This is a genomic window from Prosthecobacter sp., from assembly GCF_044222565.1.
In the GTDB taxonomy this organism is placed as follows: domain Bacteria; phylum Verrucomicrobiota; class Verrucomicrobiia; order Verrucomicrobiales; family Verrucomicrobiaceae; genus Prosthecobacter.
The window spans coordinates 119,056-145,002 of record NZ_JBGANA010000012.1; the positions used below are offsets into that span (position 1 = coordinate 119,056).

Sequence of the window (25,947 nt, forward strand, 5' to 3'; positions counted from 1 at the left end):
CGCCGAGACAGCTGGTCTCAATTCCACGAAAGTTGCCATCAGCCCCGCTGCCTGCATCTCTTTTCTTGGGTGCTTCATTGAATGCCAAAAAAATCACGGGCAGAAGACGTCACTCAGTTGTGTCAGCTTTTCGTGGGTTCCGTGATGCCAGAAACTCTACAGGCTCTTTCCGAAATACCGCACTCATCCGCCACTCCGCTCCGCCCCACACCAGCCCTGAAAGGGCTGCGGAATATAGCCCCGGGGTGCCGAGCCTCGGCGAGGCTCCCCGGGGTATCCTGACACACGACCGGGAAGCAAACCCAGTACCCTTTCAACACGCCATGCTCACCAGCAGCGTCTGCAATGAGCCTCGCCGCACGCATAGAGTGTCGCTAGCTCCAGAACTCACGATCAATGCCCTTAGCCGAGTGCCATTCATGCCTGACACCTTTTTTTAACTTTGATCAACTCTTGTCGCCCTGTGATGCAATCCCCAGTAGTTTTGCCAGTTTATCCACCTCAGTTTTTCCAAATTCGGGAGGATTGCCGACAAATTTCAGATCATTGAAATCCTTGATAGCAGAATATTTAGCCAGTAGAGCTTTAAACCCTTCCAGATCGTCAGCACTTAAAACGGAAATGACTTTGGCGGGATCGTGAAATTTGACGCAGTGGATGAGTCCCAAAAAAAGTTGATGACTATAAATTGTTCGGTCCCGGTAAAGTTCAGCCCACGTTTCTGGAGATTGTATTCTCATAAGCCTCTCATTTCCAAAATCAAACTGTCGCCAATCCTCCACGCCTGGAAATGAAGATTGCCTTCGGTTTTCGTATCAATCAACTGACGAAACGTACCATATGGCATACGATTTCCGTAAAAAAAAGATGCCAGGCAAATTGTACGAAAAGGGATCTCATAGAATGAAAAAAGATGCCAGGCAAAATATACCCAGGATGGCGATCTAGGTGCGCTTTCAGGCCGGTGAGCCACACGTCGTAGTTGGCCGGAATGCGGAGAGTTTGCATGGGAAAGAGGGTGTGGAAGGTGGGCGTCTCAATGTGTGCCAGTCAAGTTGGTATGTTCGCACGATGCCACACACAGCAATTGGGCCGCGAACTTTCGAGCGCAGCTGGCGGGTAGAACTCTTATAGGATGACGCGGTAGTCCTGGACAGTGATCGTGATTCCATCGATAGTGAGTTGCCTGCGCATGAACGCACGGCGGTGTCAAACTACGGGTTCCGTTGCTGCAGACGCTGAGTCGGACATTAACCCCTGAAGAACAACCTTCCAATCCATTGCATCATGGCGGAGCCTGACAAAGTTAGAACATAATTGAGGTCTGGCTTCAACCACAGTAACAAAAACACACAGAGCACCAGTGCGCAGCAACGAATAAGAACGATTCTGACAGGGCTGCGAGCTTGGGCGACTTTCGCAATGCCTTCATACCTAACCTTCTCTAATTCAATAAATTGATCCGCATTAAAGCGGGGGGCGCGGGGCCTTTCGGGTGGTGAGTTGTTACTCATAAAAAAGTGGGTTCTCAAATAGTTACACGTAACCAATGGCGATTAGCTAAAATGGCCAGTCATGGGGTTTCTGTGGACAAGGGGGTGAAGGGGGATGGATCTGAACGGGGTCGATTGTGGCTTAGCAAACTTGAGACCGCAGTGGCGCGGTTTGGCGCGGTTTGGCGCGGTTTGGCTGCATGAAGGATTGGTTTGAAGCGAATCTGCTTGGCTGGCGTTACATTTTGCTGTCAGGGAGTTGCTGGACATACTTGCGGATGCTGGCTTTTCATTCCTCTGCGGGTCTTATGGCACTTAGCGCCCGCAAAATCGGCTACAGGACACGATGCCCCACCCGCTGAGGTCCCACACCGCGCCAGATTCGCCAGTTAAACGAACTGAGCGTTACATTTTGAGAGCCCCCGGCTGGCCTTTGATTCTGACTCTCAAGGCTTTGCGGAAATTTTGGAGGATGGCAATCACGTTTCATACTGGATAGTTACTCATCACAGAAGCATCTCGCGGCGGGGTGGACGATCCTCCCCTCGGCAGTTGCTGCGGAGGATTCTTGCCCTCAAAGCCCGACGGTTCACATTGCATGATGTGCATGATGTTGACTCGGCCTAGGCGTTGAGCACTCTGCATAGTCTGCATGTTTGCCACTCTCAGCGGGCTCAGCATCCCGCCCCATCCGCCTGTTCCGCAAGTTGCATCAATGTCGTAGCGGTGGCCGAGAAAAATGCCAGTCACTATGTAGAGCATGCGCGGCCCATGCTAAAAAGATGCCAGGCAAAATAGGCTTCATCATCCGCAAAGCTCTGCCAATCAATGGAGTGTAGCCATCTGGACGATGCGTTCTTGGCGCGAGCTTTCCCTCAAGCTTGGTGTCGGCGTTCCGCCTAGCGTCTCTGCCCCGGTTGAACTCCGCCTGCTTCTCCAGAAGCATTGAGCAGTCGAATGCAAGCAACCGGGGAAAGCGTGCAACTCCCTGACAAAACCACCGCCTTCTCAACCACGAACCTCAGCCCTTTCCATCGCCAAAGGCATAGCCTCATAACTCAAAGCCGTGGAAAAAATCTTTGACCCCCAATCTTTGACCAGCCTCTCCCCCTGGGCCTGCTTCAGCATCGCTGACTTCTCCTTCACCAATGCCCGAAAGGAGGAGTCTCCAAACGGCTTCTCCCCCGGCCAGCACTGAAACAACAGCACCAAAAAGCGCAGACGAGGAGCTCAATGTCATAACCCATCAAAGAACATGCCTCTCAGCGTGATCTCTTTCTGCGAAAAGGATGCAGCATCTGACCGAACCAGTTGCGGGAGATGGGTTCATGAATGCCGAAGTCAGAGGGTTTGAGGCCGAGGGGAAAGTAGCAGGTGCCGAAGAGCAGGTCCCAGAGCGGAAGGAGGCTGGCAAAGTTGCGGTCGATGGCTTCGGGTGCTTTCGAATGATGCCAGCGATGAAAGGCGGGTGAGACCAGCACATAGCGAAAGGGCCCAAAGGTCCAGTCCACATCCGCATGCACCAGGATGGTGTACAGTCCGAGCAGCGCCGGCGAGATAAAGGATGCTGCAGGCGAAAACCCCAGCAAAAGAAACGGGGCGGAGAGAAACACATTGCCGACGATCTCATTGACCGGATGACTGCGAAATGTGCTGAGCCAGTCGAGTTGCTCCGAGCTGTGATGCACGGCATGAAACGGCCACAGCCGGGCACGATGGAAGATGCGGTGATTCCAATAAAGCAGGAAGTCTCCGAGCACGACCGCTCCCACGCACTGCAGCCACAGAGGCGCCGTGCCGACAGGGCCAAATCCTTTAAACTGTCCTTTGGCATCCAGCGCATTCACACCGCCGACAACCAGCGGCGTCAGGATGGCCACCGCCAGCGCAAACACAGCCACTCCCACCAGCCACTTGGTCACTATCTGATTGAACGCCGCATGCACAAGATCCAGCCCCAGCTCCTTCCCACGCGGCAGTCTGCCACGCTTGTTGCCAAAGACGTGCTCCACCGTGCCAAACACCAGCAGCAGGAACAAAATGCTGACGACAGCTTGAACGAGTGGAGTGAGCATGGCGGGGGTGGAAAGGGCTGTCTGCTGGCGATGCTTGAATGCCTGAGTGCCGAGGATGTTGGTCGCGATGAGAGTGTCATGCTCAGCGGGTCAACGTCGAGAATATTCCGCCATGCCGTGGGTGGCCGCTGCTTCAGCCTGGTCTTTCACCTGCCACTCAATTCCGCTTTGAGAAACTCCTGCCGGTCGGCTTGCATCTCCTTGAAAAAATGCCAGTCAAAATAGACGCCACAGATGCCACACGAGCCCTTGTCTGCATCCGTTTTGTTCAGCCTTGGTGGATACGGTCGTTGTTGGCACGTCGAGTTGAGTCCCCTGATGGTGGTTCACAGCCCAGATTCTGATTCTGAATCAGCGTCATATCAGCGTCTAGTCAGCGGCTAAAATCCGCATCTTCCTCCAGCAGCATTGAGTCATGAAGCCAGGCTGGAACGGGATTCACTGAACAGGGAAGATGGAACCACGGACGGCACGGGCAGCACGGATCAATTGCGCGATTCATCTTCAGAATCAGTCATCCGTGTCAATCCGAGTGATCCGTGGTCAGAGATTCTGGAAGTGAACCCAAGAAAGGGCGAAAAGGGTGCCAGCTGCAGCTCCCCGACAAAACCTCCTACCTTCCCAACCTCTAAACTCAAAGGCTGGGAAAAATCCTTTTGCCCCAAATCTTTTTGCCACACCTCCCTACCAACGCCCACAAAGGAGGAGCCTACAAACGGCTCCTCCCATGCCAAGCATTAAAACACGACTGAAAAAGGCGACGTACAAACCACCACCCTAATCAGCTGCAATTCAGATCGCACGAACGACCCGCAATGACTGACTCTAGCAATCAGTAGCCACGATAGTAGCCCGGGTAGTAGCCGGGATTGGGGTTGTAGTACGGGCCATAGCCATTGCCGTAGCCGTTGTAATACCGCCGCTGATCCTGCGAGTTCCCGATCGCATTTCCAGCCAGTGCTCCCAGGCCAGCACCAATCGCCGCGCCTTCCAAGCCGCGTCCGCTTTGGTTGCCGATGATGCCGCCAGCAGCCGCGCCAGTCAGCCCGCCGATCACAGAACCAGTTTGAGCGCTTGGCCCGGTGGCGCAGGAGGCCAGGGAAATCACCGCCATCGCGTTAAGAAGGAATGTTTTCATAAAGGTGTAGAGGTTTGAAGTTCGAACAACGCCAGGGCGCTGCTCTCAAAACCCATTTCGGACCCCACCCCCAACCCGGCCGTACCTCAGCCCCCACTGATAACCAGGAAAGGCCCCACCCTGACCCCCCGTCAGCTCAAAAACCCCGGGATGCACAGAAGAACAGTCCCCTCCAAAGGCCATCCAATCTCTCTGTCGGAAAGTCCCATGATCCTCGGCGCTGTCCTCCAACAACCCTCAACATCTCCGCCCCCTCTGCTCCTTTGCTCCACTGCGGCAAACCCGAACGTCCCAGCGTCAACGCCCCCACCCTCCGGAACTCCACCCAAAACAACCGTCAACCACCGTCAACCACCGTCAACAATCGTCAACAATCGTCAACAATCGTCAACTACCGTAAACTCCTCTCCTTTCCTCCTCCGGCCAACCACTGCCAACAATTGCCAACAACGGCAAACCATCGCAAACTCCCCCCTACCTCGACGCCGCAACCACCGCCCGCGGCTTGTGCTCCGTCAGAATCTTCGACAGCGGCACCTCCACCGCATTCTCCCGACCCAAAAACTCCAGCAGAATCCGCACCCGCTCCACCCCCGTCAGCATCGCGTTAACAATCCCCTTCATCCCCCGCATCGGCCCCTCCGTCAGCTCCACCGTATCCCCCACCTTCACACCCACGGCCACCTCGCAGACCTCCACATCCTTCATCTCCCTCTTCAGCTCCGCAATCGCCGAGTCCGGCACCGACGTCAGGTTGCCCCCGAAATCCACCACCTTGATCACACTCTGCGAGTAGTTCACCGCCCGCATCGACTGGCTCGGCACAAACCGCGCAAAAAAGTAGCTCGGAAACAGCGCCTCAATGAACCACACCTTCCCCCGCCGCGTGCTCTTCTGAAACCGAATCCGCGGGCAATACGTCTCCACCCCCTCCAGCCCCGCCATCAGCGAAGCCGCGATATGCTCGCACTTCGGGCGCGTATGCACCACGTACCAGGCAGAGATGTCTTCTTTCTTCGGTTTCATTCAGTTCACGTCCCTCAAACTGCCCCTCCCCCAGCACCGAGGCAACCGCAATCCCAATTTTAGACTTCCACCAAAGATCGCTCCCCCCCTGGGAGCGCGGCACTCCGATGCCGCTCTGCAAACTCCGCAACACCCCCACTCCTCCACCAGTCCACCGCAGTCCCTCAGCCTCGAGAGCCCGACCAACCACCGTCAACGACCGTAAACTCTCCCCTCAGGCTGTCCCTCCTCCTCCGTGCCTCTCTGTGTCCTCTGTGGTTAGAATAGAGAGCGCTTCCATTTCAACCACAGAGCCCCAGCCGAGGTTCACAGAGACCTGAGATGAAGCACTTCAGCACCCCATCTCTGCGTCTTCCAAATTGCGCTTCGCGGCTTCACCGCAGCGTTGCAAAACCAGTCTCTCCCCTCTGGCCCATCCCTCATCTGGATTGCAAACTCTGTGTTCCATCGTGCCTCTGCGGTCCATCTTCCGTTTATTCCGCGTCTTCCGTAGGCCCTCAAATCTGGACCTCTGCGTTTTTCAAAGCTCTGCGGTGCAATCTCCGGCCATTCCCACCAAAAAGCAGCGCCCCTGCTCGCCCCGGGCCTCAAATCCGATCCGGCATCCGTGTCAATCCGTGCCATCCGTGGTTCAAAATTCTGGTCCACTTCGACCCCTGCCTCATCAGGCTTGGAAACTCTGTGTACATCATGCCTCAGTGATCATCCCCATAGAGGACCTCCCCCAAGCCGCGCCTTCCAACGGCACCACGTCAAGCCCTCAACTCAGAACCTCATCTCTGAGGTCTTCCGACCCCTAGCGTTGCAAAATCAGCCTCCCCTCCGGAACTCCGCCCCAAACCACCGTCAACAACAGTCAACCATCGTCAACCACCGTAAACTCCCCTTCCGTCTCAAACTCCGGCCAACCACTGCAAACAATCGCCAACAACAGCAAACCACCGCCAGCTTCCCCTCCAACTCCGCATTTGCTTCCCCGCCCCCCCTGCGCCACCTATCCCACCCCTTTTTCCCGCGCCCTCGCATGTTTCCAGACCTCTACGACTACCTCTACCACCTGGCACCCACCGGCGGCATCCCGCTCAAAGGCACTGGCATCGTCGTCGCCCTCGCCCTCATCCTCACTCATGCCTGGGCCCTCATGAACAAGGACTCCACCCAGTCCTTCCTTAAATCCTTCCCCCGCACCTACTTCTGGGGCGTCGTCCTCCTCACCATCGACTTCCTCTGGGCCGAGTTCGCCCTCGCCAACATGGACATGGGCGAGTTCTACAACATGCGCCGCAACTTCATGCTCATCATCGCCGGCGGCTACGTCGCCGTCCTCATCTACGTGAAGGAATTCCTCGCCGTCCGCGCCCTCGGCTCCCTCCTCCTCCTCATCGCTGGCCCCGTCCTCACCGCCGCTTTCCTGCAGCCCCCCGTCACCCGCCTGCTCCTCCCCATTCTCGCCTACGTCTGGATCATCGTCGGCATGTTCTTCATCGGCATGCCCTTCCTCATGCGCGACTGGGTGAACACCCTTCTCGCCAAACCGCAGCGCTGGAACCTCGCCGTTTACGGTGGCATCGCCTACGGCGCCCTCCTCCTCGTCTGCGCAGTCCTCTTCTACTGACCCCTGTCCCACCGGCTCCAGCTCTGGTTCCGGCTACCGCCCACTGGTTAAAGTCTACCGACTACCGATGAAGCCCCAGCCCCGCGTCCTCGTCATCCGTGGCGGCGCCATTGGCGACTTCATTCTCACACTGCCAGCCATCCGCCTCCTCCGCGAAACCATTGCCGGCTGCCATCTTGAAGTCCTCGGCTACCCCGCCATCGCCGAACTCGCCCGCACCGCAGGTCTCGCCGACTCCATCCGCAGCCTCGAGCATCGTACCATGGCCCCTCTGTTCGCCAAAACAGCCCCCATCGATGAAGCCCTCGCCGAGCACCTCCGCAGCTTCAACCTCATCGTCTCCTTACTTTACGATCCCGATGGCCTCTTCCGCGCCAGCCTCGAACGCATCGGCATCACATCCAAAACCCTCATCGAGTGCTCCCCCTTGGTAAAGCCTGACGGCCCCCATGCCTCCAGGCAACTTGCCCAAGGCTTGGAAAAGCTCGCCATGTTCCTCGAAGACCACCACCTCCACCGCGCTCACTTCACACCTCATCCCTCAGCTCATCCCCGCATCGCCATTCACGTCGGCAGCGGCTCCGAAAAGAAAAACTGGCCCCTCGAAAACTGGCACCAAGTCGCCGACACCTTCCCCCACGCCGAAGTCATCTACATCACCGGCGAAGCCGAAGCCGAGCGCCGCATCCACCCCACCGGCCCCAACCTCTGGCACTCCCTCCCGCTCCCCGAACTCGCCGCCCGCCTCGCCACCTGCACCGCCTTCCTCGGCCATGACAGCGGCATCTCCCATCTCGCCGCAGCATGCGGCGTCCCCTCCCTTCTCCTGTTCGGCCCCACCGACCCCGCCATCTGGTCCCCACCCCAGCCCTGGGTCCGTTTTTTGCGGAATCCGACACACAACTTGGCCGATCTGACACTCGAAGAAGTGAAATTGGCCGCCGTGCAAGTTGTGGCAAAAACGTAACGTGCTAGCCTTTCCTAAAATCATGTCCGACCAAAATCCCCCCGCTCGCATCAAAGCCCTCCTCATCCTCGGTGCCCCCGGCAGCGGCAAAGGGACGCAGGGAAAGGTATTGGGCAGCATCCCCCGCTTCCACCACCTCGCCTGCGGCGATGTCTTCCGCTCCCTCGACACCCGCACCCCCCTGGGCCAGAAATTCGTCCAGTTCTCCAGCCGCGGCGAACTCGTCCCCGACGATGTGACCGTCCAGCTCTGGCACGAAAACCTCAAGCAACGCATTGATTCTCATCAATTTAAACCCGAGATCGACTTCCTCGTCCTCGACGGCATCCCCCGCAATGTGGAGCAGGCCAAGTTCATGGAGCCCCACATCGAAGTCCTCAAAGTCTTCCACCTCTCCTGCCCCGACCGCACCGAACTCGCCCGCCGCCTCCGCAAACGCGCCCTCAAGGACAATCGGTTCGACGATGCCAACGAAAGCGTCATCCAGCAACGTTTCGCCACCTATGAGGCCGAAACGAAACCTATCCTCGACTACTACGCCGACGGTCGCGTCTTCGGCATCGATGCCAGCCAGCCCCCCGCCAAGGTCCTCTACGACATCATCGGTGGCGTCATGCAGCTTGATGCATGGAAAGAGCTCGAAAAGATGAGAGTCTAGCCGCAAACCAATGCGCATCCTCTACATCGGCACCGGCGACATCGGCCTTCCCTCGCTGGAGTGGCTCCTCCACACGCCCAAGCACCAGGTCGTAGGCGTCATCACCCAGCCTGACAAACCGGTGGGCCGCAAGCTGGTTCTGACACCTCCGCGCATCAAGGTGCGCGCCCTTGCAGCAGGAATCCCCGTCCTGCAACCCGCCAAAATCCGCCACGCCGTCGAAGAACTGAAGGCCTTCAATGCCGACGTCGCCGTTGTCATCGCCTACGGTCAGATCCTCTCCCGCGCCGTCCTCGACGTCCCCCCTCTCGGCTGCCTGAACGTCCACACCTCCCTCCTCCCCCGCCACCGCGGCGCCGCCCCCATCCAGGCCGCCATCCGTGACGGCGATACCGAGACCGGCGTGTCCATCATGTTTATGGATGAAGGCCTCGATACCGGCGATGTCCTCCTCATGCACCGCATGCCCATCGCAGACGATGACACCGGAGGCACCCTCCACGACAAACTGGCGCTTCAAGCCCCCTCAGCCCTCGAAGAAGCCCTCGATCTCCTCGCCACGGGCAACCCGCCCCGAGAGAAGCAGGACGAATCCAAGGTCACCCACGTCCGCAAACTCACCCGACAGGACGGACGCATCCTCTGGTCACAATCAGCCACTCAAATCGACCGCCTCATCCGCGCCTTCACCCCCTGGCCCGGAACTTCCTGCATGGTGAAGGACGTGCAGATGAAGGTGCACAAGGCGCAGGTCATTCCCAATGCGGATGCTTGCCCTGCTCCGGGAACGATCGTGAGTGCCAATGCAGAAGGCATTTTGGTCAGCTGCGGCAGCGGGCTGCTGAATCTGCGCGAGGTGCAAATGGAAGGCGGCAAGCGTTTGCCTGCCGCCGACTTTTTGCGCGGTCACCCGCTGCAGGCGGGCGATGTGCTGCACTGAGTTGCTCATTCCTGCAGGAAGACGAAAACGCCCTTCTTGTTGCCAATGACGACGTCCATCTTGCCGTCTTTGTTCACATCGCCAGGGGTTACCTGGGTGCCGACGCCGCTGTTGTCGTCGATTTGATGGGGGATGAATTTGGCTTCCTTGCCTTCGCGTTTGATTTCGAACCAATAGAGCACAGGCGCTGCATTTGGCTCGTCATCCTTCATGGGGCCGTGGGCCCAGCGGCGTTTGCCGGTAACGACGTCCATGACGCCGTCGCCGTTCATGTCGGCGAGCTGCATGGCGTGGAGCTGGCTGAATTTTACGCCGACGGGGCTTTCTTCCACCGTGGCGCCCATGAGCTTGTGCTGGGCGAAGGTGCCGTCGGCATTCTGCTCAAACCAGCCGAAGCCGTAGCCGTGGGCGTCGTAACTGCTGATGACATCGTTGCGGCCGTCTCCGTTGACGTCATAAACAAGGATGAAGGAGCCACCGCGTCCGCCTTCGACGGTGAAGAGCTGCGGGTGAAACTTCCAGTCGCTGTCGGCCTTCGTGTCAGCAGGTTGTTCGCGCCAGCCTTCCTTGTCGAGGATGTCGGGGCGGCCGTCGCCGTTCACGTCGCCTACGCCGTAGCCGTGGGTGTAGCGGAAGTATTTCTTGTCGTTCTCTGGTGACTTGGGTGAGATTGGGCGGAAGCGGGCTTTGCCGAAGGGATTGGCCCAGTCGATTTCGGCGTAGCCGAGCTTGCCGCCAGTGTGGCAGATGAGCTCGGGTTTGCCGTCGCCGTTCACGTCTTTGAAATCGGGGGACTCATTGTCAGTGACGTCGAAGATGGTGTGGCGTTTCCATTCACCGCCCTTGTTCTGCGGATTTTCAAAAACCCAGGTCTCTTTGCCGGGCCAGGAGAAGGCCAGGATGTCGCTCCAGCCGTCGGCGTTGAAGTCGTAGGTGTAGGTGAGGAAGAAGTCGCTGTAGCCCTTGGCTGGGTCGTAGGGTTCTTTTTCGAACTTGGGAGCGAACTCGACGCGCTCCTTGAACTCCGGACCCTTCCAGATGAAGCGGCCGGAGCAGATGTCGTTCTTCCCGTCATGATCAAAGTCTGCGAAGTGTGCGCCTTCCGCCACGAACTCCTCGGTGAGCGTGTATTTTTTGAACTTCAAATCGGCTGCGGCGAGAGGCAGCGCGAACAGGAGGGCAGGAATGAGCAGTTTGGTCATGGTCGGTGGGAAGGAACAGAGTGAATGCGGAGGTTCTTGCAGACTGCAGGTGTTTGCAAAATCAATCCTTGGGCATAAATTGCCCCCATGTCCTCGGTGCTCGAAATTCAATCCGCCATCTCCCAGCTTACACTGGAAGAGCGTGGCGTGCTGGAATCTTGGTGGCGTTCCCAGCCAGGAGTGCGGTTGCGCAAGACCGTGGCGGATGCTTGGGCTGGCAACGCGGGTGTTCCGACGGAAGTTAAGTTTGTTTCAGACCAGCCTATCGGCGTGGAAACGGTCGCCAGATCCCATGAGCTGATCCGCAAGCACGGTTGGAATGTCTGACCTATTTACACTGCGCGAAAGCGATCTTTACGCTTGGCAGGCCTCAAAACTGGGGCCGACCGAAAAAATGGACGAAGTTCTGTCTGGTCTGCTGTGGGCCATTGCGCGACTTGCCGATGACTTTCCCATTGTGCCGGGGACCGAACGTTTGCGTGTGGCCGAATCAACGCGATTTCTGCATGACGATGGAACACCTTTGCGTGTGCGCATCTGGTTCGTGGTTGTGTCGGAGAGCGAAGTTGAACTGCTTTCGATCGAAGCGGAACCCTATTGAAAACGGTTACCCCAAAAACTTCCCTGGATTCAGAATTCCATTGGGGTCGAGGGCGGCTTTGAGGCGGAGGTGCATGTCGTTGGCGGCGGGGGAGACGGCATCGCGCCACCAGCGTTTTTTGGCGATGCCGATGCCGTGCTCTCCGGTGATGGCGCCGTTCCAGGCGATGACCTGGTGGAAGAGTTTATCGAGGGCGACTTCGGCGCGCTCGCGGATGGCGGGGTCGTCCATGGTGGGGACCATGATGTTGACGTGGATGTTTCCATCGCCGGCGTGGCCGAAGGAGGCGACGGGGAAGCCGGTTTCGGTTTGGAGCTTTTCGGCGAAATCGACCAGATCGACGAGGCGGCCGCGGGGGACGACAATGTCCTCGTTGAGCTTGATCAGGCCGGTGTTGCGGAGGCTGTAGCTGAATTCGCGGCGGAGTTTCCAGAAGGCTTCGCAGGCTTCATCGCCCATGGCTTTGTTCAAGCAGATGCTGCCGAGGCTGGTGACGAGATTGGCGAGCTGATCGATCTCGCCTTTGACGGAGTCGGGCTGGCCATCGATTTCAACGAGGAGGTGGGCATCGCCTTCCGGAGTGACGGAGGAGCCGAGGTATTCGCGTGCGGCGCGCAGGGTGAACTTGTCGGCGATCTCAAGAGCGCTGGGGAGGAAGCCGCTGCCGAGGATGCGCTGCACGGCATTGGCGGCTTCGGCGAAGGATTTGAAGCCGGCGGAAAGCATAGCGCGCATGGGCGGATGCGGGATGAGGCGCAGCGTGGCTTCGGTGACGACGCCGAGCATTCCTTCGCTGCCGACCATGAGGCCGACGAGGTCGAAGCCGGTTTTGTTTTTGTGGCAGCGGCCGCCGGCTTTCACGATGGAGCCGTCTGCGAGCACGGCTTCCAAGCCGAGGACGTAATGTCGTGTGACGCCGTATTTCAGGCAACGCGGGCCGCCGGCGTTGGTGGCGATGTTTCCGCCGAGGCTGCATTCTTTCAGCGAGGCCGGGTCGGGTGGGTAAAACCAGCCGAGCTTGCGCACTTCGTTTTGCAGATGGCCGGTGATGACCCCGGGCTCGATCACGGCCACGCCGTCTTCGAGGGCGATCTCCTTGATCTTGTTCATGCGGGCGACGGAGAGGGCGATGCCGCCCTTCAACGGAACGCAGCCGCCGACGTACCCTACGCGTGAACCTTGAGGTGTGACGGGAATGCGATTGGCATTGGCAAAGCGCAGGACCTCGGACACTTCGGCGGTGGATTCGGCATGCACCACGACATCGGGAGGATTCGACGCGAACCATTTGTCCGTGCTGTGCGTGGCGATCTCGGTCTGCGTGGTAGAGACGCGGTCAGGACCGAGGAGGGAGATGAGTTGATCGGCGAGGGAGGCCATGCGCATTCTTGGGGCCGGATGGACGGCCTTGCAACTTCCTGCCCTGCGTCTAATTTGGTTTCCATGGAGCCAAGGCCAGTCGTCAACGTCGAAGAGTTTATCGGCAAGACCGTGGGAAGGCGCGTGCCTCCATCTGGAGCCGGACTGCAAGTCACCTTGAACCAGGCGCTGAAGACGCAAAAGCGCGGCCTGTGCCCAAAAGGAGTGTACCGTTTCAACTCTCATGAGGAGGCTGACGCATGGATGGTGAAGATGATGAACCGCAAGAAGGTGAGTTAATCTCACGGGCACCCACGGAGGATGATCTGGTAGCCATGTGCCGTCAGCTCAATGATTCTGGTGCTCGATACATGATCGTGGGAGGATTTGCGATCATGTACGCAGGTCACAGCCGGACCACTGGTGATGTCGATTTGTTGTTTGATACCGATCTGGTCAACGAGGCAAAGGTTTACCGTTGTCTTGAATCCTTGCCAGATAAGGCGGTGCTGCATTTGCAATCTGGCGATGTCGAGAAGTACACCGTGGTGCGCGTAGCGGACGAAATCATTATCGACCTCATGAAATCTGCCTCAGGCATCGACTACGAAGAGGCCTCAAAAGAGGTGGTGATTCGCACGGTGCAGGGCGTGCCAATTCCATTCGCATCACCCCGCCTTTTATGGCGCATGAAGAAGAACACCCATCGAGAGAAGGATAGGATGGATCTGGTTTTTTTGCGGCAGCAGTACCCTGAGGTGACGGACTGAAGTTCAATCCTCCCCGCCAAGCAGGAACTGGAAGTCGGTGAGGGTGAGGGCTTGGGCGAAGTTTTCTTCGCCGAGGATGTCGTTGGCGAGGGAGCCTTTTTGTTTTTGCAGGAGGCGGATTTTTTCCTCAATGCTGTTTTTGACGATGAGGCGGTAGGCGAAGACGGTCTGCTGCTGGCCGATGCGGTGGGTGCGGTCGATGGCCTGGGCTTCGACGGCGGGATTCCACCAGGGGTCAAACAGGACGACGTAGCTGGCAGCGGTGAGATTGAGGCCGAAGCCGCCGGCTTTGAGGCTGATGAGGAAAGTGGCGGCACCGGCGTGGGTTTGGAAATTATTGACCAGTGTGCCGCGGTCTTCGGTCTGGCCGGTGAGCTTGAAGGACGGCCAGCCGCGCTCCTGAATCTCCGCTTCGATGATGGCGAGCATTTCGACGAACTGAGAGAAGACGAGAACTTTCTGGCCTTCGTCCATGAGGGGTTCAAGAAGCTCCATGAGTGCAGCAACTTTGGCGCTTTCGCTGGCGGGTTCGGCGGCTTTTTTGCGACCCTTTTTTGGGGCGGTGGCATCGAGGCCGAGCAGGCGTGGGTGGCAGCAGATCTGGCGGAGGCGCAGGAGGCTGGTGAGGATGTTGAAGCGAAGTTTGTCGAGCTGCTTGCTGGTCTGGACTTTCAGAAGCTCGGCGCGGGCGCGTTTGATCTCGGCCTGATACAGGGCGGCCTGAGTGCCTTCGAGTTCGATGATGAGGTCTTCCTCCACGCGATCGGGGAGATCGCGGGCGACTTCGTTTTTGGTGCGGCGGAGCAGGAAGGGACGCGTGCGCGCGGCAAGGCGGCGGCGGGCGAGGGGGTCGTCGCGGCCATCGAAGTTTTTGGTGAAGGCGGCGCGAGTGCCGAGGACGCCGGGCATGGCGAAGGCGAAGATGGACCAGAGATCGAGCAGGCGGTTTTCGATGGGCGTGCCGGTGAGCGCGAGGCGATGCTGGGCTGACAGGCGACATGCGGCCTGGGCATTCTGCGAGGTGGGGTTCTTGATGGCCTGCGCTTCATCGAGGATGACGGCACCCCATTCGTTTTGTTTGAGCAGGTCTTCGTGAATGCGGAGCTGGGCGTAATGGATGATGAGCAGGTCGACCTCGCCATCGAGGCCGGATTTTCCGGCGCTGGCGCGGTTCCACACTTCAACTGAGAGCTGGGGAAAGAAGCGGGCGACTTCGCTGCGCCAGTTGTCCTGCACGGACTTGGGGCAGATGACGAGCATGGGTTCCTGCACTTGTTTTTCGCCGCGCAGCCAGGCGATCCAGGCGAGGGTTTGCAAGGTTTTGCCGAGGCCCATGTCATCGGCGAGAACGCCGCCGAAGCGGTTGGCGGTGAGGTAGGCGAGGAAGTGGAAGCCTTCGGTTTGATAAGGACGCAGAGTTGCAGTGATGCCCTCGGGCAGCGGCGGGGTGACGCGTGTTTGGATTTCTTCCACTCGCCGACGCACCTGCGTGACACGCTCCGCGCTGAGGAGAGTGGTTTCCTTTCCGGCGAGACCACCAAGCTGGAGCGCGTGCAGGCGCTGTTTCTCCGCGCTGAAATCATGGGCCGCGAGGCCGAGTTCGGCGAGTTCCTGCACCTGTGCTTCGCTGAGCTGGTATTCGAGTTTGCGCCAGCCTTTGCCGGGGAGCCGCACCCATTTGCCCTTGGCCTTGAGCAGCAGATCGATTTCGTCCTGCGTGAGCGTGGAGTCGCTGACTTCTAGGGCGACGCTGAGATCGAACCAGTCGATGCCGTTCTTGGATTCTTCGATGTCGAGACGCACATGGCCGGCGACTTTGCCATCGCGCAGGCTGGCGAGTTCGGCATCGAGTTCGACAGTGATGTCTTTGGGCCGACTATCGAGCCAGGCGAGGAATTGATCCGGCCAGTCTTTGCCTTGGATGCGCTGTTCGAGCCACTGGCCATTCAAGCCAGTGTGAAGAGTCTTGAAGGGCCATTGCGCGAGCCATGAGCCGGCTGCGGGCAGGTGAGATCTGTCGATTTGCACGATCTCCTGGGATGAAGATTTGACCGGTGCGAATCGCTGGGTGGAAATCCAGTTCGTGCCGGTCCAAACACTGGCATCCTGCATGCCTTCAAACTGAGCCGCGGCGCGCACATGCAGGTACTCGCTGCTGTTGGAATAGGGGTAGCGATGAAGCTTGCAGCGGACTTCGACCGCAGCACGGACGATTTTCACACGGGCCTCAAGACGTGGAGGCATGGGCACACCGAGTTTGGCGAGGGCGCTGACGCCTTCTTTCGTTTCAAGCGCGGCTGCGGGAATGCGGACAGGCCAGGGCTGTGAGGCTTTGCCAAAGGGCCAGTAGTTTACGGTGCGCACAGCTTCGTATGTGATGTAGCGCAGTGGGAAACCAGTCACGATGGCCAGGGGCGGCGGAGTGGTGCGGCCTTGGTCATCCAGCAGGCGCAGTTCGTAGTCGCCACCTGGTGCCGTTGGAGACTGCAAATCCCAGCGCAGCGGCTCATCGATGAGCGGCAGGGGATCGCCCGCGGAGGTGACGACGTGAGTCTGCCACAACTGCGGAGCGGTCATGAGCTGACCGAGACTTTTGGCAAGCGAATCGGAGAGAGGTGGGATGTCAACAGAGCGAAGATCGCCGAAGGATTCAACCGCGGCTTTCAGCACGAGGTCGGAGGCGGCGCTGAGCAGCGTCTGCGGTTTGGGATTGAAAGGGTTCGCACCGACCAGGAATTGCTTGAGGAGCTTGGGGGTGGCTTTGGCAAATTCGGCCTCTCCCGGGTACCGCACTTGGACGAGGGCACCGGTTTCATGCAGCACCAGGCGGAGTTCCGGGAGGTCTGGGGCGAGATGAAGCTGCGGCTCTTCCCAGGAGCCAAGCGTCTTGCGCCATTGGTCGATTTGCTTGAGGCGATCCCATTCTTGCAGAAGCCGCTGCTGCACGTCTGGATCAACGAGGGGGACCAACTCGGCTGGCATGGCGAGACGGCAGGTCTTTAATCCCATGGCCAGACAAGCGAAAAACTCGGCTTCATCGACCTGGGGATGCTTGGACGGCCAAAGCGGCACCTGGGTATTGCTCCAGTAGTGCTGCTGCCCGCAGAGCCTATATAGATCCTGGTGTGTCACGACACTTCGCCGGCTCATCCACAAGATCTCCGCTTCCTCAAGAAACTTCAGGTGGGCGGCGGTCAAGGTGATGCCCAATTTCGCAGCGGCACGGCCTGCAAAGGAGTCCGGGGCGGACTGGACTTTGGCGGATTTTCCGGTCTTCAGTGTCCTGGCGTTTGTGGCTTCATCCAAGGTGGCAAGCCGTTGCAAATGGAGGATCAAAGCGGCGGCATGCTTGCAGTCGATCTCATAGGGGCAGGTGCAGAAAGATTCCACGCCTTTGCGGTGAAATTGAAGCGTGACGGCGTATAGACTGCCGCCTTGGACGGCCGCTTCCAAAACGCTGCCCGGCCTTACCCAGAACACCCGATGAACAGGTTCATGCGCCAGGAGCTTGGAGCCGCGGCGCAAGATCTCCGGCGAGAAATATTGCAGGCTGTCAGCGAGCAGAGTGCGTTCCCTGAGAGTGATGCTGATGGGTGTTTCGACTGACATCTTTGAGACGTATTTCAGAATGCGATGGCGACGGGTTCGCTCAAGCGCAAATCTCCATTCTCACCATGCCGCCACCACTGATCGAAGTCACCTATCCACGTGGCATTTATGTGCCCGAGGCGGACCTGTGGCTGGATCCGCATTTCCCCAGCAAGCGGGCTTTTATTTCGCATGCGCACAGTGATCACGTGGCGCGGCATGAGATGACGTTTTGCTCCGAGGTGACGCGGGATCTGATGAAGACGCGGTATGGCTACAAGAGCGAGGGGGAGATGCGGGTGCTGCCGATGCGGGAGGTGGTGGAGTGGGAGGGGTGGGAGCTGCGGCTGCTGCCGGCAGGGCACATCATTGGCTCGGCGATGCTGCACCTGACGCGGAAGGCGGATGGGGCGACGCTGCTGTATACGGGTGACTACAAGCTGAGGCAGGGGCTGAGCTCGGAGCGGTGCGAGCTGCTGCATGCGGACACGCTGATCATGGAGTGTACGTTTGGGCTGCCGCAGTTCACGTTTCCGCCCACGGCGGAAGTGGTGGCCCAGGTGCTGAAGTTTGTGCAGGAGACGCTGGAGGATGGCGGCATCCCAGTGCTGCTGGGTTATTCGCTGGGAAAGGCGCAGGAGATTCTGTGTGCACTGGCGGAGGCGGGGCATCCGGTGATGGTGCACAAGTCGATCTGGGACATGACGCGTGCGGTGGCACCGCTGCTGGGAAAGCTGCCGGAGTATCGCTTGTTTGATGCGGCGGAGGCTGCGGGGCATGTGCTGCTGTTTCCGCCGAGCAACGGGCGTTCGATCGCGATCAAGAAGCTGAAGGTGTGTCGCACGGCGATGCTGACAGGATGGGCTTTGCAACCTGGGGCGAGGTTTCGTTATCAGGTGGATGAAATTTTTCCGCTGAGTGATCATGCGGATTATCCGGAATTGGTGGAAACCGTGGAGGAGGTGAAGCCGCGGCGCACGTGGCTGGTGCATGGCTACACACGGGAGTTTGCGGCTGATCTACGACTGCGTGGGTTTGAGGCTTGGACGCTGGAGAGTGCGGATCAACTGGAGCTGACGCTGCAAGGCGCGGCGCCGGTGGTGCGTGCTGCTGTGGAAAAAACGGCGGACGACTGGGGTGAGGGCAGTTTCACGGAATGGGCGTCGGCTTGTGCGCAGACGGCGGAAGTGGCCTCGCGGCTGAAAAAGGTGGAACGGCTGGCGACGCTGCTGCGCGAGCTGACGGATGTGGATGAACTGGCGCTGGCGGCGCGCTTTTCTTCCGGCAGCACGGGAGATGCGCCGCTGAACACGGGATGGTCGCTCATCAAGCGTGCGCTGATTGAAGTGAGTGGCGTGAATGAAGCGGAGTATCGCACGATTTCGCGATCTCAGGCGGACACGGGGCGCACGGCGTTTCTGGTGCTGCAACGTGCCGCGCTGAGTCCTGCGCCTTGTTCTTTGAGTGATGTGGCGGTGCTGTTTGAGCATCTGAGCAAGGCGGGCAGCCAGATGGAACGTGTGACGCTGATCAAGACGAGGCTGCAAGGGCTGACGGCAGTGGCTGGCTCGTGGCTGGTGCGGCTGATGACGGGAGAGCTGCGGATGGGGTCGAAGGAAGGACTGATCGAGGAGGCGGTGGCGGCGGCGTTTGAGGTGACGGCGGATGAAGTGCGAGAGGCGGCGATGCTGTGCGGGGACATTGGCTATGCGGCCACGATGGCGAGCAAACACGCGCTGAATGAGGCTAAGCCGCGGCCGTTTGTGCCGATCAAGGTGATGCTGGCTTCCCCGGAGGAAACGGCGGCGGACATCTGGGAGCGGCTGAACACGGCGGAGGTGTGGCTGGAGGACAAGTATGACGGCATTCGTGCGCAGATGCACCGCACGGCGGAGCGGGTGGAGATTTACACGCGGGATCTCAAACCGGTGGGTGCGCAGTTTCCGGAAATCTTGCGTGCCGCCAGCGCACTGCCAGAAGATGTTATTCTCGATGGTGAGATCATCGCGCATGCGGAGAACAAGAAGCTGTCGTTTTTTGATCTGCAAAAGCGACTGGGGCGGCGGGACCAGGCGGACCTCTTTCTGCCCAGCGATGTGACGGTGAAGTATGTGGTGTTTGATGTGCTGTGGAAGAATGGCGTTTCGCTGCTGGAGAAGCCGCTTGAAGATCGGCGTGCTGAGTTGGAGGGGATTTCATTGCCTGCCGGCTTGAGCTTGATCGAAGTCATGAAAGTCAGCAGTGCGGAGGAGATTGAGACTTCATTTCACGCGGCTCGCCGGCGCGGGAACGAGGGGCTGATTGCGAAAGATGCGCTGAGTACTTACTCGCCGGGACGCCGTGGCAAGTCGTGGCTGAAATTGAAGAAGGCCTTTGCAACGCTGGATGTGGTGGTGGTGAAGGCGGAGCAGGGGCATGGCAAGCGCAGCCATGTGCTGAGCGACTACACCTTTGCCGTGCGCGACGAGGAGGCGGGCAACGCGCTACGTGTCATCGGGAAAGCTTACAGCGGGCTGACTGATGCGGAGATCGAAGAGCTGACGGAGCATTTTACTCAGACGACTTTGAGCCAGCGTGGCAGTGTGAGGACGGTGACGCCGGAGATTGTGCTGGAGATTGCATTTGATTCGGTGCAGGCGAGCAACCGGCACGACAGCGGGCTGGCGATGAGGTTTCCGCGGATCAAGGCGATCCGGAGGGATAAGAGGCCGGAGGAGATCGATACGCTGGCGTATGCGCGGAAGCTGGCGGGGGTGTGAAGGTCGGCATGCTGGGCACTGCGGCGGCGGTTGGAGACCAACCGCCCGACCTTCCAGCTGCTTACTTTTTCATCTTGGCGAAATAGACCCGCGCGCTCTCCATGACGCCGTAAGCGGTCTCCTGGGGTGTGAGTTCGGCGGTCTTGATGCGGAGATCGGAGAGGCCTTTGTAGAGCGGCTTGCGCTCCGTGAGCAGACGTTCGAGCTTGGCCTTGGGATCCTCTTCGCCGCTGAGCAGGGGACGGTTGTTGTTCACGGCGGTGCGGCGCGCGAGGCGCTCCGGGTCGGCATCCAGCCAGACAATGTAACCGAGATGACGCAGGATGGCCAGATTGCGCGGCTGGGTGACGATGCCACCGCCCGTGGCGATGACGCAGCCACGCTTGCCCAGCAGCGAGCGCAGTGCGGCAGATTCGCGCAGGCGGAACGCGGCCTCGCCTTCAGTCGCGAAAATCTCGGGGATGCTTTTCCTGGCGGTATCGACGATGAGGTGGTCGGTGTCGATCATCTTGAAGCCGATCATCTGCGCGACGATGCGGCCGACGGTGGTTTTGCCGGAGCCCATGAGCCCGATGAGAAGAATGTTTGGCTGGCGGGGCGGGGGTGGCTCCCCGCCGGACTGAACGAGTTCGAGAATGGAGGAGGCGAGATCGGGATCATCACGCAAGGCGTCGAAATAGCTCGCGTAACGCGGGGTCCAGCCGCAGGCATGCAGCTTGGTGTTTGAAACGCGTTTGTGGCTCCAGCCGCGTTTGCGGTTGGGATCTGGCTCGCGGGTTCCGGGAAGCTTCATGCCAAACATGGAGCACAAGCGCTCCAGGCACTGGCGCTGCGTCATCTGCGAATCATCGACGACGTTGTAGATGCCGCTGAGACGATGGGTGACGAGGTGAACGAGCGCAGCGGCGGCATCATCGGCGTGGATTTGATTGAGGATGCGGCCCTGCCCCTGATTGCCTTCGATGGCGGCTTTTCCTTCGAGCAGATTCTTTAAAATGAAGGAGCGGCCGGGGCCGTAGATGCCGGCGAGACGTGCGACGGCGCCCCTGGAGTCCAGGGCGATGTTTTCCGCTGCGCGCAGCAGGCGGCCGGTTTCGCGATCGGGGTCAGCAAAGCTGGTTTCATCGACGGTCTCGGCATCCACCTGCGGGTACACGCTGGTGCTGCTGGTGTAGAGGGGAAAGGCGGCTGGGAAGGCGCTCGTGAGATGGCGCATTCCATCGACATAGACGGTCTGGTAAGTCTCCGCGCCACCACGACTGGAACTGGCGCAGTGAATGATGGCATCGATGCTTCTGGCATCGAGCTTTGCGGCGAGGGCGGTGACGGAGGCGCGGTCTGAAATGTCACAGGCTTCAGTGCGCCAGGCTTTGGCGGAGGCGAGTCGTGCGGCGGACTCCGGCGAGTGAGTGAGCCCTATGACCTCATGCCCGGCGGCATGAAGGAGATCCGCGGCGCGTGCGCCCACGAATCCACATCCTGCGACGATCACTTTCATAGTGCGCGATTTTTCTGATAGTAGGCCACGAGGCCCTGGACGATGCCCTGCACGTAGTCCTCGATGGCGCTGGACTGGAGGCGGCCGGAGATGAGCGTGCGACCCAGGAAATGGCCGCGCAGCAGACGGCGATAGGTTTCCTCATGGTTCATGACGTAGGGCTCGAGGTAAACGACCGGGCAGTCATAGATGCGGTTGGCGAGAAGATTGCGGGCGTAGATGTAAGCATTCGTGCCGACGTGGCGCGCATTGGGCGTGGTGTAAACATAGGCCGGCAGACCGGTGCTGGCGCGCATGCCATTGGCGACTGCCTCCGCCAGAGGGAGCTCCTCGAGGTGTGAGCGTGAGAACAGGCGGCGGAGCATTTCAAAGCGCACATCCTGCTGCTCCAGCTCAACGGGGGAGTAGCAGCCGTTTACCAGGACGTGGAGGTGGTTCATCGGGGAGAACTGCGGTGCGGTGGCATCTCCCCAGGCTTCGGCGTTGTAGTGGAGGCAGAGCACCATGTCGGGCTTGATGCTGTCATTCACCTTTTTGCCGCGGGCGTGAATCTCGCTGACGCGGTAAAAGAGCTTTTCGCTCTGCCACTGCACGGTGAGGATTTTTGCGTCGCCGGTGACGCCGCTGTAATTTTCCTGAGGCTGAGGGAATCCGGAGTCCACCAGGATCTGACGCGCAGGGACGATGAAATCGGCGGGGCGCTGTTGTGTGACAGGTTCGAGACGATCGCGCACGAGGGTGACGTAGGCGCCGAGGGCTTTGAGCCTCTCTGCGAGCACTTGGGCGGTGGTGAGGGTGAGATCGCCCTCCTGAATGACCTCGCCCGGGGCGAAGCTGAGACGGCGCTCCTCCATCTGCGCGTAGCCGCCGCCGATGTGGCCGGGATCAATGGCGATGTGGATGTCGCTGAGCAGAGGCCGGCCTTTGAGCGGGGGCATTTCTGCCGCGGTGCGCCAGGTGCGCGTGCCGGGCAGCGGAGATTCTGAGCGGCCGGCGAAGGCGATGCGTGCCTCGGGCTTGGCGGGATCCCCGGTCTGGATGACGAGGCCGTCGGGTTCCAGCTTCCATGGCGGCTGGAACGGGGAGCCGTCGGAATAGACATCCCGCCAGGCGGCTTCGAATTCGCTGCGGGAAAGTGTTTGGTGAAACGACTGCAGTTTGAGCCAGTCCGGCTTGGTGCCGAGAGGGCTGAGTCGGTCCAGCCGTGTCGCGGGAGCCGATGGCGGAGGCAGCGGGGTCGGGACCGCGAGGGTGGGAGCCGGTGGCGTCGTGACCGGAACTGATGCAGCGGCAGGCGGCCCGGCGGCGGGTGTAGGTGCCAGCGGAGCAGGTCCCGGGGTAAGCTGCCCGGGGGTGACGGGAGTGGGAGCGGGCGCAGCCGGGGCTGCTGGAGCCGGAGGAGGGGTGGGGACCGGGGCGGAGGCCGGGGCAGGGGAAATGGGCGCGGGTGCAATCGTCTGCGCCACGCCAGACGTCACCACCACGGACGCGAGCATGGCTGCCAGCGGAGAGCGGCGCAGCATTCGGTTCATCATCATAAAGTGCATCCTAGACTTGATCCCCGGCTTCATCATCTACTAAGTAGCAGCACGATGAATGACAACACGGCTGACAGCGCGGACGGACTTTTCCGCCTGCTTTTTTTGGGAGATGTGGTGGGGGAGCCGGGGCGCAAGGCAGTCTCCCTGCTGCTGCCAGTGCTGAAAGAGGAGCTGAAGCTGGATTTCATCGTTGTGAACGGGGAGAATTCCGCGGGAGGACGGGGCATCACGCCGAAGATCGCCATCGGTCTCATGCGTGCGGGCGCGGCCGTGGTGACCAGCGGGGACCACATCTGGGATCAGAAGGAGATCGTGTCCTTTCTGGCGGATGAGCCGCGCATGCTGCGGCCGATGAACTACCCGGAAGGCACACCCGGTAGCGGTTTTGTGGTGCTGGAGTCCAAGAAGTGCAAAGTGGCCGTGGTGAACCTGCAGGGGCGCACTTTTATGAACCAGCAGCTCGACAATCCTTTCCCGGCCATCGCGGCCTGCGTGGAAAAGCTGCGCGAGGAGACGCCGGTGATCTTTGTGGATTTCCATGCGGAGGCCACCAGCGAGAAAGTGGCCATGGGCTGGCATCTGGACGGCAAAGTTTCAGCAGTGGTGGGCACGCACACACATGTGCCCACGGCGGATGAACGTGTGCTGCCGAAGGGGACCGCCTTTCAAAGTGATGCCGGCATGTGCGGACCGATGGACAGCATCATCGGCAGCCAGATCGAGCCGGTGCTGGAACGATTTCATACGATGATGCCCACACGCTTTGGCGTGGGCAGCGGCGCGGTGCGGGTGAACGGGGCGCTGATCACGATTGATCCCGCCACGGGCAAGGCGCTCAAAATCGAGCGGGTGGCGCGGACGTGGCATGAGTGAGAGGGGGGGCGTCAGGCGATGCCTTCGCGCTTGCGCTGCTTGAGGATGAAATCGACACCGCAGGCCAGCTTTTTGGCCATGGGGGATTTGAGATCCACCGAACGCCAGAAGGGCGTGATCTCGGTGAGCGGTTTGCCGTTTTGATGCTGCTCCCAGGCAAGCTCTGAGGCGATTCGCAGGAAGATGCCGGCGGTGAGAGGGCAGGTGAAGTCGGCGCGGTGAGCGGCGGCAAGATCGTCACGCAGCTGCGGCATGGTGCGTGATTCCCCAGGGGGTATTTTAGCGACGTAGGCGGCCACCACGGCAGGGGTGGGAATCAACATGACCGCGCCTTCGCCATGTCCGGCATAGGGTTTTCCCAGGCGGGAGACGCTGGGCTTCGGCGGGTGGGCGAATTTTTCAGTCCACGATTTGGGCATGGCCGGATTAGTTGAGTTTTACCAAGGCTTCGCGTGCGAGTTTCTTCGCGCCGAAGGATTTGAATTTTTCGTCCGCGATTGCGGTGAAGTCGGCCCTGGCTTTTTCGGTTTCGCCAAGAGCCTGGTAGGCGCGGCCACGATTGTAGAGAATGTAGGCGTCATCAGGGGCGAGAGGCTGGGCGGCATTGTAGGCATCGAGCGCTTCTTTGGCACGGCCGAGCAGCAGGAGTGCATCGCCACGGCGGTTCAGGGCTTTGGCGGTGAAGAGAATCTTTTTGGCGTGATCAGGCGGCAGGCACTCGCGCAGGGCCTGCAGGACGAGCTCGCAGGTGGCGGCGGCGGCTTCGACTTTGGGAGACGCCGTGGTGGTTTCCTTGAGGTCTTCCTTCACCCGATCCAGCAGCGTTTCGAGGGGCTCGGTGGCATAGTCGCCGGGGCCTTTGGACTGGGCTAGCTGCTGCAAGGCTTCGACGCATTCTCTGGCTTTGCCTGAAGCGGCGAGCTTTGAGATCTCCTTCAAGGAAGGTACTGGGGCAGGAATGGACCGAACGGGGGCAGGCGCTGGTACTGGTGCGGGTGTCTCGGGTTCTGTGACTGGCAGAGCTGCGAGTGGTGCAGAGGGCGCCGGGCCGGCGAGGAAGATGTCATCTCCCACGAGGCGTGAGTATTCGGCCGGAATCTGGCCGCCTTTGGAGCGTTCGAGAACTCCGGCACGGGTGCGCTTGAAGACCTGCTCCACGGTCAGCCCGGGGGTGCGCAGGTTTTTGAGGAGTTCCTCGGTGTAGAGGCCATTGGTGCCGTCGCCATCCAGTGCGGTCTGGCCGGCATCGGTGGCAAAGGCGATGAGAGATCCGGCGGGCGGTTTCATTTCGCTGAGGCCGCCGGCGTCGGCAGCATCGCGGGTGCGGCCTGTTCGAGCAACGGCGGTGGTGCGGCAGGCGTCGAGTATGACGAGGTTGCAAAGAGCGCCGGCGGATTTCATGTCTGCCACGGCCTGCTCGACATTGAAAAGTTTGGTTTCTGCGAGCAGGCGGAGGGTGACATCGTCAGCGCCTTCGGAGGTGTAACCTGATTTCACTGGAAGGAGGTAATTGGAACCTGCGACGGAGATGCCGTGACCGGCGTAGTAAAAGAGGCCGACTTCGGCATTGGCGAGCGTGGCGCGGAATTCGACGACGGCGCGCAGGAACTGATCGCGCGTGAGGTCGTGTTTTTCGATCACCGCGAAGCCGAGATCGCGCAGGGTTTTGGCCACGGTTTTGGCGTCGTTGCCGGTGTTGCGCAGCGGGCCGACGGCGGCTTCGTACTTCGCATTGCCAATGACGAGGGCGGTGCGTGTGGCGGGCGGCTTGGGGGCGGCATCGCTCCCCAAAGGGAATGCGGCGAGAAGCAGGCAGCCGACGATGCTGAGACGGGAAGGCATGG

General features: G+C 59.9%; 22 protein-coding genes. 11 read left to right on the forward strand and 11 right to left on the reverse strand.

The window, feature by feature from the left end:
• Positions 1–446 precede the first annotated feature (446 nt).
• Complete coding sequence (locus tag ACILSR_RS18380; RefSeq protein WP_395751257.1) at positions 447–782, reverse strand: hypothetical protein; 336 nt, start codon at positions 780–782, stop codon at positions 447–449.
• Between the two features lie 1,777 nt (positions 783–2,559).
• Here ACILSR_RS18380 and ACILSR_RS18385 point away from each other — a divergent pair.
• Positions 2,560–2,691: a hypothetical protein gene (locus ACILSR_RS18385; RefSeq protein ID WP_395751258.1), complete on the forward strand. Its 132-nt coding sequence runs from the start codon at positions 2,560–2,562 to the stop codon at positions 2,689–2,691.
• Positions 2,692–2,755: 64 nt separating this feature from the next.
• Here the strand turns inward: ACILSR_RS18385 and ACILSR_RS18390 are convergent, their stop codons facing one another.
• The 3 genes from ACILSR_RS18390 to ACILSR_RS18400 form a co-directional block, all read right to left on the reverse strand.
• The gene (locus ACILSR_RS18390) at positions 2,756–3,568 is read right to left on the reverse strand and encodes a sterol desaturase family protein (protein ID WP_395751259.1); all 813 of its coding nucleotides are present in this window, start codon (positions 3,566–3,568) and stop codon (positions 2,756–2,758) included.
• Between the two features lie 832 nt (positions 3,569–4,400).
• Positions 4,401–4,706 carry a glycine zipper domain-containing protein gene (locus tag ACILSR_RS18395; protein WP_395751260.1) on the reverse strand — a complete coding sequence of 102 codons (306 nt, stop codon included), beginning with the start codon at positions 4,704–4,706 and terminating at the stop codon, positions 4,401–4,403.
• Between the two features lie 474 nt (positions 4,707–5,180).
• A complete protein-coding gene (locus ACILSR_RS18400; protein ID WP_395751261.1) occupies positions 5,181–5,732 on the reverse strand; it encodes a transcription termination/antitermination protein NusG in 552 nt (183 codons plus the stop codon).
• Positions 5,733–6,756: 1,024 nt separating this feature from the next.
• On the opposite strand from ACILSR_RS18400, the gene ACILSR_RS18405 reads away from it, so the two are divergent.
• From ACILSR_RS18405 to fmt, 4 genes are all read left to right on the forward strand, one after another.
• A complete protein-coding gene (locus ACILSR_RS18405) occupies positions 6,757–7,347 on the forward strand; it encodes a hypothetical protein (RefSeq protein WP_395751262.1) in 591 nt (196 codons plus the stop codon).
• Positions 7,348–7,414: 67 nt separating this feature from the next.
• On the forward strand, positions 7,415–8,314 hold the full coding sequence (locus ACILSR_RS18410; protein WP_395751263.1) for a glycosyltransferase family 9 protein: 900 nt from the start codon (positions 7,415–7,417) through the stop codon (positions 8,312–8,314).
• A gap of 22 nt (positions 8,315–8,336) precedes the next feature.
• A complete protein-coding gene (locus ACILSR_RS18415) occupies positions 8,337–8,972 on the forward strand; it encodes an adenylate kinase family protein (RefSeq protein WP_395751264.1) in 636 nt (211 codons plus the stop codon).
• A gap of 10 nt (positions 8,973–8,982) precedes the next feature.
• Positions 8,983–9,912: a methionyl-tRNA formyltransferase gene (gene fmt / locus ACILSR_RS18420; protein WP_395751265.1), complete on the forward strand. Its 930-nt coding sequence runs from the start codon at positions 8,983–8,985 to the stop codon at positions 9,910–9,912.
• A 5-nt stretch (positions 9,913–9,917) separates the two neighbouring features.
• On the opposite strand, the gene ACILSR_RS18425 is transcribed toward fmt, so the two are convergent.
• Positions 9,918–11,114, reverse strand: coding sequence for an FG-GAP repeat domain-containing protein (locus ACILSR_RS18425; protein ID WP_395751266.1), 1,197 nt, complete (start codon positions 11,112–11,114; stop codon positions 9,918–9,920).
• A gap of 87 nt (positions 11,115–11,201) precedes the next feature.
• On the opposite strand from ACILSR_RS18425, the gene ACILSR_RS18430 reads away from it, so the two are divergent.
• Together ACILSR_RS18430 and ACILSR_RS18435 are read left to right on the forward strand one after the other, a co-directional pair.
• Complete coding sequence (locus ACILSR_RS18430; RefSeq protein WP_395751267.1) at positions 11,202–11,441, forward strand: hypothetical protein; 240 nt, start codon at positions 11,202–11,204, stop codon at positions 11,439–11,441.
• Positions 11,434–11,715, forward strand: a complete 282-nt coding sequence (locus ACILSR_RS18435) for a hypothetical protein (protein WP_395751268.1) — start codon at positions 11,434–11,436, stop codon at positions 11,713–11,715. The genes ACILSR_RS18430 and ACILSR_RS18435 overlap by 8 nt, the downstream gene beginning before the upstream one ends.
• Before the next feature lie 6 nt (positions 11,716–11,721).
• On the opposite strand, the gene ACILSR_RS18440 is transcribed toward ACILSR_RS18435, so the two are convergent.
• On the reverse strand, positions 11,722–13,095 hold the full coding sequence (locus ACILSR_RS18440) for an FAD-binding oxidoreductase (RefSeq protein ID WP_395751269.1): 1,374 nt from the start codon (positions 13,093–13,095) through the stop codon (positions 11,722–11,724).
• A 63-nt stretch (positions 13,096–13,158) separates the two neighbouring features.
• Here ACILSR_RS18440 and ACILSR_RS18445 point away from each other — a divergent pair, with 63 nt between their 5' ends.
• Together ACILSR_RS18445 and ACILSR_RS18450 are read left to right on the forward strand one after the other, a co-directional pair.
• Complete coding sequence (locus tag ACILSR_RS18445; RefSeq protein WP_395751270.1) at positions 13,159–13,374, forward strand: hypothetical protein; 216 nt, start codon at positions 13,159–13,161, stop codon at positions 13,372–13,374.
• On the forward strand, positions 13,335–13,844 hold the full coding sequence (locus tag ACILSR_RS18450) for a nucleotidyltransferase (RefSeq protein ID WP_395751271.1): 510 nt from the start codon (positions 13,335–13,337) through the stop codon (positions 13,842–13,844). Before ACILSR_RS18445 ends, ACILSR_RS18450 begins: the two co-directional genes overlap by 40 nt.
• Positions 13,845–13,847: 3 nt before the next feature.
• On the opposite strand, the gene ACILSR_RS18455 is transcribed toward ACILSR_RS18450, so the two are convergent.
• A complete protein-coding gene (locus ACILSR_RS18455; protein WP_395751272.1) occupies positions 13,848–17,453 on the reverse strand; it encodes an SNF2-related protein in 3,606 nt (1,201 codons plus the stop codon).
• A 65-nt stretch (positions 17,454–17,518) separates the two neighbouring features.
• On the opposite strand from ACILSR_RS18455, the gene ACILSR_RS18460 reads away from it, so the two are divergent.
• Positions 17,519–20,191 carry an ATP-dependent DNA ligase gene (locus ACILSR_RS18460; RefSeq protein ID WP_395751273.1) on the forward strand — a complete coding sequence of 891 codons (2,673 nt, stop codon included), beginning with the start codon at positions 17,519–17,521 and terminating at the stop codon, positions 20,189–20,191.
• Positions 20,192–20,252: 61 nt separating this feature from the next.
• On the opposite strand, the gene ACILSR_RS18465 is transcribed toward ACILSR_RS18460, so the two are convergent.
• Both ACILSR_RS18465 and ACILSR_RS18470 read right to left on the reverse strand, forming a co-directional pair.
• Positions 20,253–21,689 carry a shikimate kinase gene (locus tag ACILSR_RS18465; RefSeq protein WP_395751274.1) on the reverse strand — a complete coding sequence of 479 codons (1,437 nt, stop codon included), beginning with the start codon at positions 21,687–21,689 and terminating at the stop codon, positions 20,253–20,255.
• Entirely contained in the window at positions 21,686–23,227 is a 1,542-nt protein-coding gene (locus tag ACILSR_RS18470; RefSeq protein WP_395751275.1) for a hypothetical protein, read from the reverse strand. The genes ACILSR_RS18465 and ACILSR_RS18470 overlap by 4 nt, the downstream gene beginning before the upstream one ends.
• A gap of 54 nt (positions 23,228–23,281) precedes the next feature.
• Between ACILSR_RS18470 and ACILSR_RS18475 the strand changes: the two genes are divergently transcribed.
• Positions 23,282–24,103: a TIGR00282 family metallophosphoesterase gene (locus ACILSR_RS18475; RefSeq protein ID WP_395751276.1), complete on the forward strand. Its 822-nt coding sequence runs from the start codon at positions 23,282–23,284 to the stop codon at positions 24,101–24,103.
• Between the two features lie 11 nt (positions 24,104–24,114).
• Here ACILSR_RS18475 and ACILSR_RS18480 read toward each other — a convergent pair whose 3' ends face one another.
• A complete protein-coding gene (locus ACILSR_RS18480) occupies positions 24,115–24,522 on the reverse strand; it encodes a hypothetical protein (protein ID WP_395751277.1) in 408 nt (135 codons plus the stop codon).
• Positions 24,523–24,529: 7 nt separating this feature from the next.
• Positions 24,530–25,945: a caspase family protein gene (locus ACILSR_RS18485; RefSeq protein ID WP_395751278.1), complete on the reverse strand. Its 1,416-nt coding sequence runs from the start codon at positions 25,943–25,945 to the stop codon at positions 24,530–24,532.
• Positions 25,946–25,947: the final 2 nt, after the last annotated feature.